The organism is Pedobacter ginsengiterrae, assembly GCF_039537385.1.
Taxonomy (GTDB): Bacteria; Bacteroidota; Bacteroidia; order Sphingobacteriales; family Sphingobacteriaceae; genus Pedobacter; species Pedobacter ginsengiterrae.
This window is the reverse complement of record NZ_BAABAK010000001.1, coordinates 1-16,847: the sequence shown is the minus strand read 5'-3', so window position 1 is coordinate 16,847 and position 16,847 is coordinate 1. Positions and strand designations below refer to the sequence as shown.

The 16,847-nt window shown below is 36.8% G+C and carries 8 protein-coding genes; 3 read left to right on the top strand and 5 right to left on the bottom strand.

All coding sequences use genetic code 11. The features are described 5' to 3' along the window. The first annotated feature begins 85 nt into the window (after window positions 1-85). Window positions 86-1,303: a sterol desaturase family protein gene (locus ABD692_RS00040; RefSeq protein WP_344763972.1), complete on the top strand. Its 1,218-nt coding sequence runs from the start codon at window positions 86-88 to the stop codon at window positions 1,301-1,303. After that, window positions 1,293-1,985 (top strand): lysoplasmalogenase, encoded by a 693-nt coding sequence (locus tag ABD692_RS00035; protein ID WP_344763970.1) that lies wholly within the window; start codon window positions 1,293-1,295, stop codon window positions 1,983-1,985. The genes ABD692_RS00040 and ABD692_RS00035 overlap by 11 nt, the downstream gene beginning before the upstream one ends. A 435-nt stretch (window positions 1,986-2,420) precedes the next feature. Here the strand turns inward: ABD692_RS00035 and pbpC are convergent, their stop codons facing one another. Both pbpC and ABD692_RS00025 read right to left on the bottom strand, forming a co-directional pair. Beyond that, on the bottom strand, window positions 2,421-4,802 hold the full coding sequence (gene pbpC / locus ABD692_RS00030) for a penicillin-binding protein 1C (RefSeq protein WP_344763968.1): 2,382 nt from the start codon (window positions 4,800-4,802) through the stop codon (window positions 2,421-2,423). Between the two features lie 1,428 nt (window positions 4,803-6,230). Further along, complete coding sequence (locus tag ABD692_RS00025; protein WP_344763966.1) at window positions 6,231-11,822, bottom strand: MG2 domain-containing protein; 5,592 nt, start codon at window positions 11,820-11,822, stop codon at window positions 6,231-6,233. Between the two features lie 362 nt (window positions 11,823-12,184). On the opposite strand from ABD692_RS00025, the gene ABD692_RS00020 reads away from it, so the two are divergent. Next, on the top strand, window positions 12,185-12,607 hold the full coding sequence (locus tag ABD692_RS00020) for a nuclear transport factor 2 family protein (protein ID WP_316758821.1): 423 nt from the start codon (window positions 12,185-12,187) through the stop codon (window positions 12,605-12,607). 62 nt (window positions 12,608-12,669) lie between these two features. Here the strand turns inward: ABD692_RS00020 and ABD692_RS00015 are convergent, their stop codons facing one another. The 3 genes from ABD692_RS00015 to ABD692_RS00005 all read right to left on the bottom strand — a co-directional run. Then, window positions 12,670-13,074, bottom strand: a complete 405-nt coding sequence (locus tag ABD692_RS00015) for a hypothetical protein (protein ID WP_316758823.1) — start codon at window positions 13,072-13,074, stop codon at window positions 12,670-12,672. 80 nt (window positions 13,075-13,154) lie between these two features. Continuing rightward, on the bottom strand, window positions 13,155-15,719 hold the full coding sequence (gene topA, locus ABD692_RS00010; protein ID WP_344763959.1) for a type I DNA topoisomerase: 2,565 nt from the start codon (window positions 15,717-15,719) through the stop codon (window positions 13,155-13,157). Between the two features lie 504 nt (window positions 15,720-16,223). Continuing rightward, window positions 16,224-16,847 (bottom strand): IS3 family transposase (locus tag ABD692_RS00005; protein ID WP_344763957.1); only part of this gene is annotated, 624 nt, incomplete at its 5' end.

The following is a 16,847-nucleotide window of genomic DNA, read 5'->3' as shown; positions in this document are numbered from 1 at the left end:
ATGTTTAAAGAAGAATGTTTGGGCTTAGGCAGATATTTATTAAATTGTACAATAATATTTCTAACCAAATATATTTCTTGTTGCTATGAAAGTGGATTACATTGCGTTATCTGTGCCTGTATTTTTTATCCTGATTGGGATAGAATTAGCTTACAATTTTTATAAAAAACTAAACTATTACCGTTTAAACGATAGTATTGCAAATTTAAGTCAGGGAATAGGGCAGCAGCTAACGGGTATTTTCATGAAAACAGCACTGTTTTTTGGATATAAATACATTTTCGAACATTGGCGGTTTTTCGATATGCCTAAAACGATATGGATTTGGATTATTTTATTTATCGGCGTAGATTTTTTCTATTACTGGTTTCATAGAATGAGCCATCAGGTTAACGCACTTTGGGCGGCACACATCGTTCATCATCAATCGGAAGAATATAATTTAACTGTAGCCTTGCGACAAAGCTGGTTTCAAGGTTGGTTTAGCTGGGTTTTCTATTTGCCATTGGCTTTTGCTGGTTTCGACCCAATTATGTTTTTAACATTAAGTTCTTTTAATACATTATATCAGTTCTGGATTCATACCCGAGCCATAAAATCGATGGGGTTTTTAGAATACATCTTAAACACGCCATCACATCACCGCGTTCATCACGGCTCTAACCCAAAATATATTGATAAAAACCACGCGGGTACGCTTATAATTTGGGATCGGTTTTTTGGTACCTTTCAAAAGGAAGAAGAAGAAGTTTACTATGGCATCACTAAACCTTTAGCTAGCTGGAATCCTGTTTGGGCCAACTTGCATTATTGGGATGATTTAATAAAAACAGCCAAACAATCGCCAAAAATTAGCGATAAGATTAAAGTATTTATAAAACCTCCAGGATGGTTTCCTCAACATTTAGGAGGCTTTCAGCAAGCACCAGAAATTAATGCGAAGCTATATAAAAAGTACAATCCCGAATATCAATCTAAACTTACTGGTTATGTTTTAGTGCAATTTATTGTTGCATTGGCTGCTGGTTCGGCTATATTGTTTTCTTATACACAGATGGAAACTATTCCAGTAATTTTTGGAACAGTATTTACAATTTTAACATTAATAACCTGCGGTGGTTTGCTTGAAGAAAAAAAGTGGCAAATTAAATTCGAATTTTCGAGGTTAAGTTTAGCCATAGCATTGGCTGTAATTTTAAAATTCCCGATTGGTTATCAGGTAATATTCATCGCCATTCAGTTAATATCTGTAATTTGGTTTGTAAATTTGCAAAAGGAAAATCCCAATTCTAATGAAAACTAAGTTATTCTCTTTTATTTTCGCGGTTGTTTACATCATTCAGCTATATGCTGAGGCCGCTGGAAACAGTCAGCTACGTAATTTCTCAAAACCACTAATTGTAGTAACACTTTTAGTGTGGCTTTACAGCAGTACCAATTTAAAAGGAAAATTTCATAAACGTATTTTTACAGGTTTAATTTTTGGGCTTGCTGGCGATGTTTTGCTTATGCTACAATCGGGCCAACCAAGTTTTTTTATTTTTGGCTTAATTGCATTTTTACTTTGCCATATTTTTTACATTAGGGCATTCATTCTCGACCATAAATCAAATCCAAATTATAAAAATCCCTTCTTTTTGTGGGTTGTTGGTGCGTTAATTATATTTTGCGTAGGCTTGTTTTTTTATCTACAACCATTTTTAGGAGCAATGCAATTTGCAGTTTTAATTTATGCTATTATCATCACTTTTATGGCCATAATGGCTGCAAATCGTTATGGTAAGGTGAATATTTTTAGTTATAAACTTATATTATATGGTGCATTATTTTTTCTGTTATCAGATAGTGCTTTGGCAATAAATAAATTTGCACAGCCCATTCCACAAGCTGGCGTTTTAATTATGGCAACCTATATGATTGCACAATATTTAATTGTTTATGGCACGATTGAAAGAAAATTGGTGGTAACAAAAACAGAGATTTAATTTTTTTAGCTTGCTGATTTTTTGGAAAGCAATGTTCTGCAATAATCGGTTACAGCAGTCCTGCTATCGTTTCAATCTTTTAAAAAGTTCTGTTATACTGAACCCGAAGCAACTTTTCTATAGGTTGCAGTTGCTTCGTGCCTCAGCATGATCGTGCATGCAAGGTTACTGCTATTTAAAAGTATTTTCACTCTATCAGGTTTATTAAACTCAAGTTTTTGCAAGAAACTCAATGCTATATCGGATACCGCTTATTAATGTCAACGACAATGAATCGCAAGTTGGTTAGTCTTCCATATTCCCTACAGCCAATTTTCAACTTAGGTGATTGGATATAATGTTTAACTCTGATAATCCCTGCACTGTTCTCCCAGGTATAATTAACCTACCCAAATCTGAATTTTTCGGTGTTCAAGCGTGGTTATTTCTAATACTTTAGTCTTTTTGCTTTCTTTCCTTATCCAAAACTGTAAAAACCTGCACTAACCTTTCTCCATTTTCATCCACGAGCGTTAAAGTGTGTTTTCCAGGTGGTGGACTAATTGCCAGTTGATGATAGTTTGTCGTTGTAGCTACATATTCATTGTCAATATGCCAGTAGATTTTCGAGCTTTGATTTCGATGCGCTGCATTTAATACAATTTTGCCACGCGAACCATTCAATTCTAAAGGAATGTAAACAGTTGCCCCATTTTTTGGATAAATAAGTTCCATTACGTTATTGCCCCCAGAAATATCGCAACCCGCCATAAAAGGAGGTAAGCTCTTGTAATCGCTGTTTTTAATTTTGTAATAATACTCCATAGCTGGTGGTAAAATAAACCAACTTTTGTGCTGCATATTGGTTACACTTTCACATTGGTCGGTAACTCGGTAAGTGGCCGTTCTATCTAAATGTATTAGTTTATGAAAAGGGCAGTCAGTGGTTTTTTCTCCAGCCGTGGGCACCAATTCCTCTACAATATCAATGCAATTTTCGCCAGCTTTATAACCACTTTGCTTACAAACTTTAATTTTTTTTAGTTTAGTTTTTGGTGTTTCAAACCATTTTCCGTTAGGTAATAATTTAAAAATATCAAACAAAACAGGAGCGGCAGCTTCAATCCCAACCAAACCTGGTCTACCTTCTCCATCGGCATTGCCAACCCAAACGCAAACCACGTAATTTGGCGTTAAACCAACAGCCCAGGCATCGCGAAAGCCAAAACTTGTTCCTGTTTTCCAAGCCACCCTCTGCGATGATGAAAATTGTTCCCACAACCCTTCATCGCCAGGACGCATCACTTCTTCCATAGCATTAAAAGTTGCCCAAATTGCACCATGATCTAAAAACGAATTGCGCTGATAATCCTGGCTTTCTTTTTTATCGGTTTCAAAATAGGTAGCTTGTTTATAATCTTCCGGATTGTATAAACCTTTGTATGTATTAAAATGGTTTAGCGTTCGAACCATACTCATATAGGTGTTGGCTAAATCCCACATGGTAACCTCGCTACCACCCAAAATTAACGACAAACCATAATGGTCGGCGGGTTGATTTAAAGTTCCAATGCCAAGTTTTTTAAGTTTATCGTAAAACCTTTCATATTTGTATTGTTGCAGCATTTTAACCGCAGGAATATTCAGCGAACGACTTAAAGCTTTATCTGCAGCAATTGCTCCATCATAGCCTAAGTCATAATTTTGTGGCGAGTAGCCTGCAATTTGAGTAGGCACATCGGGAATCAAAGTGTGTGGTAAAATAAAACCATCGTTTAACATACTGGCGTAAAGAAGTGGTTTTAACGTACTACCAGGACTTCGCGGTGCTTTAATCATATCTACATGACTCTGCAAATCTGCGTTTTCTGGTTGATAGATATTGCCAACGTAACTAACCACATTTCCAGTTTTTGCATCTAATATCAAAGCCGAAATGTTATTGATATCATTTGCTCGGTAACGGTTATTATATCTTTTCAGAATTGAATTTACTTTTAGTTGTATATCTTCATTTAAAGTCGATTTAATTCTGGTCAAATTGATTTTTAAATTTGCTCTTTCTACCTTAAAACGGTTCAACAGATGAGGTGCGTTTTGTGGTAGGGGCAATGGCTTGCCCGGAACAGGTTCAAGTTTAGATAGGTTAGCTGTAGATTGATCGATGTATTTGAGCTTGACGAGTTTATCCAGTAAATCGTTTCGTTTTTTAATTAGCCGAGTAGCGTTTTTACCTGGATGTACAAGCGACGGACTATTTGGTAAAACAGCTAATGTTGCCATTTCGCCCCAGGAAAGTGTTTTTGCATCACGTCCGTAATAGCGCCAGCTCGCTGCTTCCAAGCCTACAACATTACTGCCGAATGGTGCATTTGCAGCATAAAGGCCAATAATCTCTTCTTTTGAATATTTTAATTCTAATCTAAAAGCTAAAATAATCTCATACAATTTTTGCCAAAGGGTTCGGTCTTGCTTTCGTGATAATCGAATAACTTGCATGGTCAACGTACTTCCACCGCTAACTACGCTTTTAGCTTTGAGATTTTGTCGCATGGCCCTACTCATTGCCAAAAAATCTACTCCCAAATGATTGTAGAATCTTTTATCTTCAAAAGCAATAATGCAATCTTTAAATTTTACAGGTACAGAATCTGCAACAGGAAAGCGCCATTGTCCATCGCTCGCAATTGCGGCACTTAGTAAGTTACCATTACTTGCTTCGATAATAAATGAAGTTGGTGATTTGAAAAGCTTCGCAGGAAGTAAAAATAAAAATACCAAAAGCAGTGCAACGCAAGAAATATCTGAAATAAGGAATGCTTTTGGGGATTTATTCATTGATTTTGGTGCTTTTTTATCTCAGTTCGTATCATCACGAACAATTGAATTAACGTGGTTTTATGTTTCGTTTCGTGAGGAAAAGAACCGAGGCGATTGTAGATTTTGCCTCGTACTCTGGTGGCATGGTTTTGTTATGCCGCCGTGGTTCGTGTCCTCACGAACAATTATATTAAATTAAACTTGGTTTATGTTTCGTTTCGTGAGGACACGAACCGAGGCTGTTGTAGATTTTGCTTCGTACTCTGGTGGCATGGTTTTGTTACCATGGTTGGTGTCCTCATGAACCATAAATTAAACTTGGTTTTATGTTTCGTTTCGTGAGGAAAAGAACCGAGGCGGTTGTAGATTTTGCTTCGTATTCTGTTGCCATTGTTTTGTTGTGCTGCCATGGTTGGTGTCCTCACGAACATTTAAATTTGGTTTTATATGTTTCGTTTCGTGGCGACACGAACCGAGGCGGTTGTAAATTTTGCTTCGTATTCTGTTGCCATTGTTTTGTTATGTGCCATGGTTCGTGTCCTCACAACCATTAAATTAAACTTGGTTTATGTTTCGTTTCGTGAGTAAACAAACCGAGGCGGTTGTAAATTTTGCTTCGTATTCTGTTGCCGTTGTTATGTTATGTTACCGGTTCGTGTCCTCACGAACCATTAAATTAAACTTGGTTTATGTCGTTTCGTGAGGACACGAACCGAGGCGTTGTAAATTTTGCTTCTTACTCTGTTGCCCATTGTCTTGTTATGTGCCATGGTTCGTGTCCTCACGAACCATTAAGTTAAATTTGGTTATGTTATGTTTCGTGGGGACACGAACCAAGGCGGTTGTAAATTTTGCTTCGTACTCTCTGTTGCCCATTGTCTTGTTATGTGCCATGGTTCGTGTCCTCACTAACCATTAAATTAAACTTAGTTTTATGTTTCGTTTCGTGAGGACACGAACCGAGGCGATTGTAAATTTTGCTTCGTACTCTGGTGGCATAGTTTTGTTGTGCCGCCATGGTTCGTGTCCTCACGAACAATTAAGTTAAATGTGGTTTATGTTTCGTTTCGTGAGGGCACGAACCGAGGCAGTTGATTTATTCATTGATTTTAATACTTTTTTATCTCAGTTCCTCATCACGAACGATTAAGTAAGTTCTTTTTATAATTCAGTTAGTGAGGAAAAGAACCGAGCCGGTGGATTTTGGTATTCAACCTCGCATTTATATTTCTTTATTTGTATATAAAAACGTAGGTAATTCGCTTTAAGATTGGTTCGTGCCTCGCAATGACGACCGTTATATAAGTCATTGCGAGGTACGAAGCAATCTGTGTTTATTATAGTTTACCATATTATCAAGTTGCCGAATTCAGTATGACAATAATTCTAATAAGCTTAGAGAAGCCTGCGAAGTTTATTTATGAAAGCTCCGCAGGTCAATTTATCTTATTTCACCACCTGAACCCATTTTCCATCCTGCGTAGCAGAAATATCATTGTTATACATTGCCTCACATTGAACAGCAGATAAATAATACCTGCCAGTGTAAGAAGCATTCAATAACACCTTATAAACCAAACTTTCATTCTCACGGATATTAAAATAAGTGAAAACACGATCATCACGAATATCCTGATAAGTAAAAGGGGAGGATGCTAACATACTTTGGTTATCATTTACTCTGGTATTGATAATTTCCCATCCCGATGGGAAACTTTGTGTTAGTGCCATTTGTTCATAATAGCCCATTCTGCCAGGATTTTTTACCGTAACTTCTGCATAAAAATCGGTTCCCTGTTTTAAAGTTGTTGGATCTAAAGGTGTACCATTCAAACGTTTATAAGCCACATTCATATCTAAAACATCAGGGCGGTTTGGTAAGAAATTATTCTGACCAGCAACTGGTTGTCCTTCTAAAACTAAACGTACAAACAGTACATTACTGCCACTATTGGTAACCGATGCCGTGCCTCCTTTAAAGTTAACAGCAGTGCTATTAATGTATTGATTAGAACTTACAGGAGCTGATTTCCCATCCAAAACATATTGATATTGCAATTTATTAGATGATTGATTTGAACCACAGAACTTCGCAATAGCCAATAAACTATAAGCTGTCGTTTGAGTGCTATACCAGGTAGTTTCTCCCAATTTAGCCGCCAAAGGTTGCAATAAGCTTGCTGCCTTAGCTTTCTGACCTAAAAGAGTTAAGGTTTCTAAAATCATGGCTTCATCTCTAACATCGGATCCGTAAGTTCCACCCAATTGCCTATAAGATTGAATGGAGGTATCTAAACCACTAATCATATTTTGAGCAACATTACCTTGTCCAGCCAGTTTGTAAGCGGCTGCCAGTCTCCATTTCGCCGCTACCGATAAATATTCGAAAGCTTTTAACCTGTTCATCGCCGCCATTTCGGGCTTTTTAGCTAGTGCAAGCATGTATAAACGATAAGCTTGAGATAAATCGCCACCATAAAAATTGTTGCTATTCGGTGCCCAATTTGTAGCTTTTGTTTTTTGGTAACGCAACAATTCATCCAGTAATCCGACAGGCAAAGTGTAACCTGCATTTTGTGCTTCTACCAAGAAATGACCAGCATAGTTACTTCCCCATTCATCAGAGCTTCCTTCACCAGGCCAATATGATAACCCACCATCTGTAGTCTGGAAACCTTTTAATCGGGTAATTCCTGCTTTGATGTTCGATTCAGTTTTCGCCTTTTGCTGTTCGTTTAGTGGACTTAGTCTGTCAAGAAACAATTGTGGGAAAATGCCCGAAGTTGTTTGCTCAACACATCCATGAGGATATTGAATTAAATAACTCAAACGTTTTTTTAGGTTAATTGCAGGTATAGAAGAAACTTCAAGGGTCCCTGAATTTGTTCCTGTCATCCCGATAGGCTGATAATTTATCGCCCATTTTTGACCAGGTTGAACTGTTGCAGAAACAACATTGGTTACATAAGGATTTGGATTTCGAATGTCCATTTCTACATCGTAATCAGTTCTTTCAGCACCACTTTGTGCAATTACTTTAACCTTTGCAATACCAACAGTATTAGGAGCTTTCACTTCGAAATAGGCCATTTGCTCGCCAGTTTTTGCGTAGTAAAGCTGTTGTTTATTCGTTCCTTGGACAATTAAATTACTAGCTTGGAGCTGAACGGAAACGTTTTTAAGATTATTTTCTGTAGCAAAAACCGTAACAGGTAAAGTAAAAGTTTCGCCAGGGCCAATAACGCGAGGCAGCGTAGCCAGAACCATTAAAGGCTTTTTAACCTGAACAGATTTTTCTGCAAAACCATAAGCCGCATCTTGCCCAGCAACAACCATCGCTCTTACAGCCCCTATATATTGTGGCAATTTGAATTTGTGTGTTTTGCTTTCGCCTTTGCCAACTGTAAATGGCCCCATAAATTTAACCACGGCTTTAAAACGGTTTGCCTTAGCAGGATTTAAGTTTTTGTTGATACTTCCATCTCCACCAATACTTAAAATACGTTCCAAATTACCACCCCAGGCACCTAATACATAGTCGAATAAATCCCAGGTTTTAACGCCTAATCCTTCACGGGCGTAAAAAGCACTGTGTGGGTCTGGTGTTTTAAAACGTGTTAAATCCAATAATCCTTCATCAACCAAAGCAATTGTATAAGTCATGGCTTTGCCGTTTTGCTCGCCAACGGTAATAGTATTTTCAGTTTCGGGCTTAATTTTATCCAACATCTTAATGGTTGGTTTTAAAATTGTTTGTGGGTCTTCAATTGAAAGTGGAATTGCGCCATACATTCTGATTGGTAAATCGTTAACCGTTTGTGCATGTGGTTGTAGCAGAGTGATGTTGGCAAATACATTTGGCGCCATTTCTTTCTCTGCCTTAAATTTGTATTGCGTTTGTCCAGTTTTGGTATCAATCCAGAATGTTTTTAAAACTCTGCTGCCGTTTTCGATAGAAATTAAAGCTCTACCATCCTTAGCCGTTGGGATGGTTAGTGTAATTTCTTCACCTACGGTAAATTTCTCTTTGTTAGCTGTAAACGATAGCATGGATGCCTCGGTAGGATTAGCGCCTTGTTCCCGTTGTGCCCAACCTGGCCAATCTATATAGACAGATTTTCCAGTAACATGCCCACCATTTAAATCGCGAACCAGGATTAAATAACGCCCCCATTCTGGCTCATCAATACGTAAATTCCAGCTTCCTTTACCATTTGATAAATTTACCTGATGTGTTTCTACAAGTTTGTTGTATTGATTTTGTGTGAAATTTGCATACGTATATTGATTGTCTTGTTCCCACCACCAACGCCATTGCGTTTTGTAAACTTCAATTTGTACCGTTTTACTTCCGCTTAAAAGCTTTCCATCAGTGTTAACATTTACAATTTCAATTTTATGGTCTTTGCCTGTTACCAGCATACCACTTAATTTATCACCTTTTTCAGGACGAATACCTAAATAGCTACTGTAAACATGATAAGGTATACTAAAGTTATCGATGCTGAAGTTGCCTCCAGGTTCGAAAACCTTAGTGGTAAAGTTTGCTCTTAATACACCAGGAGCAGTATTATTTTCGTTTAAATTGGTGTTGATTTGAGCAGTTCCAGCGCCATTTAATGTGCCTTCGAAAATGGTTTTTACCTGAGATTCAAAATTAACGGTTGGGTTATCAAAGCTAAAACCTTCAAAACCTTTAAATTTCGTTTCGGTAGTATTTAAGTTTACATCAACTTTAGCCTTTAGGTTTTGTGCAGGAGTACCAAATAACCATTTTGCGGATAGGGTAGATGCAGAAGTCCCAACGGTTAAATAAGTTCTGTTACCAACATTAAAATCAATTTTTAAACGGTTCGGCATTACCGTTTCTATCTTCAATGTTTTGGTAAATGTTGCGCCACCAGCTTTAACTTTAGCCATCCAGTTACCAGTTGGCGCTGTATTTTCGGTTGCAGTTTTAAAAGTATAAAATCCGTTTACAGGCTTTCCATTTATTAAACGTTTATAAAGCTGTCCTTTCGGATTGTAAAATTCCATAGTAACTGGATAGTTTGCGGGAAGTTTTTTTAATTTATCTTCCAAAACGAAAGAAACAAATAAACTATCTCCTGGACGCCAAACACCACGTTCTCCATAAATAAAACCTTTTAAACCGCTTTGTACAACATCACCACCAACATCAAAACGGCTTAATGGTAACGAACTTCCATCATCTAATTTTAGATAACCGCGTTCTGAACCGTTTTTGGCAATTAATAAAAATGGTTGACGTTTCAAATCAAATTTTGCAAAGCCATCGCCATCGGTTTTTGTGGTGAAAATAATTTGCTTTTGGTAATCCATAAGCTCTAAATTAACTCCACTCAAAGGTTTTGCGGTTAATAAATCGGTAGCGACAATAAGCATACTGTTGTCGTTGCCACGTTTTGCAACTAACCCGATATTGGATGCGATTAGATTTCTACTTGCCCAACGTTCATTAGTGTAAAACGAAGGTGTGCAAGGATTGTCTTTATCATTCCAACGGTAATTTTGTGGGTAATAATTGTTGTAGCGTTGCCAGAAATCATCATCTTCATCTATCTTTTCGCCGTAATTACCACCTTCTTCGTCATAATAACCTTCGTCATCACCCTCCACTTTTTCATCGTTTACTTTGCAGTTATAAGCGTTGTATTCCTGCCTGAAAGCAATCGTTACGCGGTACATTGCGCCAGGCTCTGTGCGAATCATTTTATCTAAATCTAAGGTAAAACGATTCTTTTTATGCAGGTCTAATGCCTTATCTTCATCTAAACGTACCGTTTTCTGTAGAATCGGCTTTGCAACACGACGCAATTCGTTACCATCTTTATAACTATTGGTTTGGAAAAATTGAGGGATATTATTTTCATAAATCTTAATTACCGTAACATCAACAGCCTTTAAATTGATGGCTTCGAAAGGTAAAACCAATTTGCCCGAATTTGGTAAAATTGTTCCACCGCCTGCAATGGTAACCGATGGAATTTTATCCTCGAAAACAAGATTAGCTGTTTTGCCACCAGTTAAGGTTTTAGCATTGATATTTTCTACACCATTGTTAACATTTAACGTGTAATTGCCCTTCAGTTTTTCGGCAGCATAAACCTTAACCTGACTGCCATCAATGGTATAGCGCAAATCACCCAGGTTTCCAAGCGTTATCATACCTGTTAAATCCTGACCAACACCAATCGGTTCAGAAAACTGTACCAAAGCATAATCTTCTTCACCCTGGATAGCTTTCATGTTTAAAATTTCGAACTTATTTAAAGCTGGAATCCGAATTTCCTCTTCACCTTTTTGTTCAGCATCAATGGCATCGCCATCCCAATTTAATTTTAAGTTTTGATCAGATGCTTTTTTCTTAATACTATCGATCGTAAACTTTGAGGTGTTTTTAGCAGGATCATGTTGCCATTTTACCTTTAATTTTTGGTCAAAATCTAATTCAATAATTTTCTCAATCTTTGATGTTTCCTCCACATCAGCAGTTGCCACTTCTCCAGTTAATTTCATATAATCTAAAGAAGTATTGTTTTGCGACACCAAACCATTTTGCGAAAGCATTACACCAGGTGTAATCACTTTGAATTCAAAATCGAAATCTTCCAAGCCTTTTTCTGTATCCGAAACATCAGAAAGTTTAAAAGTCGCCTCATATTCTTTACCTGGTTTTAAGTTTTCATCAGGTCTAAATTCTACTGTTTGCGGGTCAATCCAATACGTTTTTCCAGAAATAGATGGCGAAAAATCAAACAGATCACGAGAATCGGCTTTGCCTAAATCTTGCATTCCCGTTGCTGCGTTGGCTAAATGAACGCGAATAAAACTCTTTTTTGAAATCGTTCCAGACGTATAAGCTTCGATATATTTTGCATAAGCTTGATTATCCTCATTTGTTTTTTTCTTTCGATTAAAAAAAACAAAGGCGATTGCAGCAATTGAAACTGCAAGTAAGCCTATGAAAATAAATTTCTTTTTGGAGGACGATTGGTAAGTAGATGGTTGTTCCATTTTTGAAATTTTAAAGTAGATGTGGTTGAAAATTAACTAAAATTTGCATTAAAATTAATTATGTTGAAAATTAGGAGGTTGTGAAGATTTGGTTTGAAATATCATTTTTCTTCAAGAATTCAATAGATTTAGATTTAAATGGATGTGTAAATCTGTTAAATATTTTTATTCTACAAATGTCTGATTGCTATTTGCTAGGTTAGAAACGATATACGTAACTGTTTTTTGATTATTCGTCAATATACAAATCCTAATTTCGAATAACCCCGCTAAAGTCCAAATGATAAGACTTATCTAAAATTGAGTTTGCGCATTTGCTTTGATTTAGATATGTTTACAAAATCAACCCAATTCAACCAGATATGATCAAGAAGCTATTAATTTTTTCGAGCTTAATTTTTTGTGCTAATTTTTCTTTTGCTCAGAATGCAGGAGTAGAAGAGGCAGTAACTAAATTAACTAATTTGATGATTAAACCAGATAGTTTGGCGCTGGACAAGTTAATTCTGCCTAACTTAAGTTATGGACATTCGAGCGGAAAAATTCAGAGCAAACAAGAGTTTTTACATTCTTTACTTTCTGCTGAATCTGATTTTGTCGATATTAATCTAACGGATCAAACAGTTATTATTCAAAATAAAACAGCCTTGGTCCGCCATACATTAAATGCGAAAACTAACGATAAAAATGTTCCTGGAAATGTTAAATTGTATATTTTGCTAATCTGGAGTAAAGAGAAGGCAGGTTGGAAGTTATTAGGCAGACAAGCGGTTAAGGTGCTTTAACATTGTACGTTCTAAGTGATAAGTTTTACGTTTTTCAAAACCTATAACCTAAAACTTATAACTTACTTTATCATAACACCAGGTCTGTTTACCAAGGGGATTTTAATTAAATTGGTATCAACAATACTTTCTGGCAGGAATATAAATTTCTTATCGTAAATGGTAGAACCGATATAATAGCTTAGCCAGTATTCATTAGTTAAACCGAAAACTTCTGGGTCAATTGCTTCAACGCCTTTAAAATCATTAGCGGCCATATCGCCAATAAAATGCCTTAAAACAGATGTTTTAACTTGTTTCCCATCTTTTTCTCCGTAACCTTTGGAACTAATTAAAACATTACTGATTGGTTCGTTTTTCAGGTTAACTAAATAAACCGTCCAGTTTTTTACCTCTGGTGTTTCGCCCATCAGCACAACGGCCATCGCAATATCTTCAACTGTATTTTCTGGTAAATCGGCTTTCATATTTGTTTTTTAGTTTTTAGTTGTTTGGTTTTTTAGATATATTATGTTCTAAAAAACCAAACAACTAAAAAACCGACAATCTATTTCTTTTTCACCACAGCTTTTTTAGCAGCTGGTGCTTTCTTTTTAGCTGGCGCTTTTTTCTTGGTTTCGAAAGCGTTGGGTACTTGCTCTACAATCATCTTTTTAATCATTTCCAAATCAACATCAGCTAACTCTTCTGCTGTATATTTTTGTTTAGTTAACTCGTTGTTTCTTAATTTTAGCATCAACTTACCAAAACGGATAAACGGTCCCCAACGGCCATTTTCAATAGAGATTTTTTCAGCATCCCAAACTTTAATGAAACGGTTAGCTTCTTTTTCTACTTTTTTGCCAATTAAAGTTTCAATATCTTCTTGAGATAAATTATCGAAATCGTAACCTTTAGCAGGGATATTGATAAACAAATCGTTCCATTTAATAAAAGGGCCAAAACGACCTTTACCTTTTGTTACACCCAAGCCTTGGTAATGTGCAATTGGTGCATCATCATCCATTTTTTGTTTGATAATTTCTACAGCTCTTTCAAAAGTAACCGATAATGGTTCTTCGTTTTTAGGTAGAGAAATAAAGCTTTCGCCCCATTTAACATATGGACCAAAACGACCAACCCCAATCATTACCTCCTTACCCTCAAAATCAGGCAGAGGAAATGGAAGTTTAAATAGTTCTAAAGCATCGTCCAATTGAATGGTTGCTACAGATTGGCTTCGCATTAAACTAGCGTAACGTGGTTTTTCTTCGTCATCTTGTTCACCAATTTGAACTAGCGGTCCGAATTTACCAACTTTAGTGTAAACGTTTTTACCAGTTGCAGGATCTAGTCCAAGTAGCCTTTCGCCTGTAGCACGTTCAGCGGTTTCTAATGTGTTTTCTACTTCTAAATGGAAAGGATTATAGAAAGAGTGCAGCATTTTTGTCCACTCTTGTAAACCTTGTGCAATCTCATCAAATTCTTTTTCAACGTTTGCCGTAAAGTTAAAATCGACAATCCCTTTAAAATGTTCAACTAAGAAATCGTTAACCACTTCGCCTATATCCGTAGGGAAGAGCTTCGATTTTTCAGCACCCGTAATTTCAGTTTTTAAATCTTTTTTAACTGTTCCGTTTGCTAAAACGATAGCTGTAAATTTACGCTGTTTACCATCTCTATCTTCTTTAACCACATATCCACGATTTTGAACCGTAGAAATTGTTGGCGCATAAGTAGATGGACGACCGATCCCGAGTTCTTCTAATTTCTTAACTAAGCTGGCCTCTGTATATCGTGCTGGCGGACGAGAATAACGCTCTGTCGCCTGCATTTCATTTAAAAATAATTCTTGTCCTCTGGCTAAAGGTGGTAGGATAGAGCCACCTTCTTTCTCTTCGCTCTCATCATCATCCGTAGATTCTAAATAAACTTTTAAGAAACCATCGAATTTTAACACTTCGCCTTCAGCAACTAAATGCTCTTTTCTGGTCGATGCAGTGATTTGAGCAGTTGTTTTTTCGAACAATGCTTCGCTCATTTGCGATGCGATGGAACGTTTCCAGATTAAATCGTATAAACGTTTTTCCGAAATATCACCATCAACTGTGTGTCTGTCGAAATAAGTAGGGCGAATGGCTTCGTGAGCCTCTTGAGCGCCAGCAGATTTCGTTTTATATTTTCTTGGCTGATGGTATTGATTACCATAGGCCGATTTAATTTCTTGTTCTGCAGCTGATAAAGCCGTATCCGATAAGTTTACCGAATCCGTTCTCATATAAGTAATCTTTCCAGCTTCATATAATCTTTGCGCAACTTGCATGGTTCTGGCAACCGAAAAACCTAATTTTCGAGAAGCTTCTTGTTGCAATGTCGAGGTGGTAAATGGAGCAGCTGGATTTCGTTTAGCAGGTTTAGTTTCTAAACTGGTAATGTTGAATTTTGCTGTAGCACAATCCTGAAGGAATTTTTCTGCATCTACTTCGCTTTCGAAACGGTGTGGTAATTCTGCTTTTACAACTTCCCTTCCTTTACCAGTAGAAAATTGTGCTGTTATTTTATAAGCGGCAGCCGCATTAAATTGCTGAACTTCTCTTTCTCTATCTACAATTAAGCGCACCGCAACAGATTGTACACGGCCAGCAGAAAGTGACGGTTTTACTTTTTTCCATAAAACTGGAGAAAGTTCGAAACCAACAAGTCGATCTAAAACACGACGAGCTTGTTGTGCATTTACTAAATTATAATCTATACTTCTAGGACTTTCAATGGCTTTTAAAATCGCTGGTTTTGTAATTTCATGAAAAACAATACGTTTTGTTTTTTCAGCTTTAAGTCCTAAAGTTTCAAATAAATGCCACGATATGGCTTCTCCCTCACGGTCCTCATCGGATGCTAGCCATACCATTTCGGCTTCCTTGGCTAATTTTTTTAATTCGGCAACCATACTTTTCTTGTCGGCAGGCACCTCGTAGGTTTGGGCAAAATTATTCTTAATATCGATAGCCATATCGCCTTTGGCTAAATCCCGAATATGGCCATAGCTAGATTTCACAAGGAAATCTTTTCCTAAATAGCCTTCTATGGTTTTAGCTTTTGCGGGTGATTCGACGATTAATAAATTTTTGGCCATGAATACGTTTTTGTGCAAATAAAGCTATAATTAAAGCATAAATCCAAACCTGAGATGAATTTTATACATTTTTTTTATTAATTTTTTAAATGATTGCACTCAAATTTTAGGAAATTACGAGGCTACAATACTTAGTTTTAGGTATATATTGTAGAATACAATTCCAGTCACTTTTAGCTTCAATAGCTTTATTCTCTAGTTCAAATATCTAGTGTCGTTTCTTAAATTTCTGATCCTAAATTCTATTTGGGCTTACATTGCAGCTGTTATATAAAAGGTAAAGAGTTTATTAAGCTATAACTACGTTACAATTCACACATCTTTCGATCGTATTTCATCCATATATTAATTGCAGCTTGCCGAACAAGAGACGAACGAGAGATGAACAAGACACGAACAAGACCAGATTTAGTTATTAACTGTGTCTTATCCTTATATAGCTATACAGGTTATTGATTTAATTTTGAATTGACTATACATCCAAATTTGGTAATTCTGTGTGAACTATACATTTGTGTTTTGATCTGATTTATATTTTTTACACTTCCACCTTTTTTTCAGTTCTCCCTGTTTAAGGTGGGCTTGTTCAGGTGTAAGATAGTCACAGCTGGCATGTGGTCTTATCTGATTATATACCTGGATATTGTCTCTGATCTTTCTCGTGGTTTCCCTTAGCCCTGTTTGTGCTCCATATAAGTCAAACTCTGCTTTTAGTATGCCATTTACCCGCTCCGCTATGGCATTCTCATACGGATCTCCATTTTCAGTCATGCTTACAGCAATATTTCCATCTGTAAGTATCTCTACATAGCTTTTACTACAATATTGCGATCCTCTGTCAGAATGATGAATCAGTTTGTTCTGAGGATATTTTCGATCAGCTATAGCCATTCGCAGGGCATCTATGCAGCCCTGTGCAGACAGATCTTTCCTGAAAGCCCAGCCCATGATCTTCTTCGAATAGGCGTCCGTGATCAGGCTCAGGTATCCCCATTGCTTTCTAAGCTGGATATAAGTGATATCACTTACCCATACCTGCTCAGGCCCGTTAACTACCAGTCTTTTAATTAGATTGTTGTATTTATGCATCCAATGCCTTGAATTGGTGGTCACTACTTTTCTTTTTCG

Coding starts and splice junctions, on each gene's coding strand:
- ABD692_RS00025 (WP_344763966.1), bottom strand. CDS start 11,822: ATGGAACAACCATCTACTTACCAATCGTCCTCCAAAAAGAAATTTATT.
- ABD692_RS00015 (WP_316758823.1), bottom strand. CDS start 13,074: ATGAAAGCCGATTTACCAGAAAATACAGTTGAAGATATTGCGATGGCC.
- ABD692_RS00040 (WP_344763972.1), top strand. CDS start 86: ATGAAAGTGGATTACATTGCGTTATCTGTGCCTGTATTTTTTATCCTG.
- ABD692_RS00020 (WP_316758821.1), top strand. CDS start 12,185: ATGATCAAGAAGCTATTAATTTTTTCGAGCTTAATTTTTTGTGCTAAT.
- ABD692_RS00035 (WP_344763970.1), top strand. CDS start 1,293: ATGAAAACTAAGTTATTCTCTTTTATTTTCGCGGTTGTTTACATCATT.
- pbpC (WP_344763968.1), bottom strand. CDS start 4,802: ATGAATAAATCCCCAAAAGCATTCCTTATTTCAGATATTTCTTGCGTT.
- topA (WP_344763959.1), bottom strand. CDS start 15,719: ATGGCCAAAAATTTATTAATCGTCGAATCACCCGCAAAAGCTAAAACC.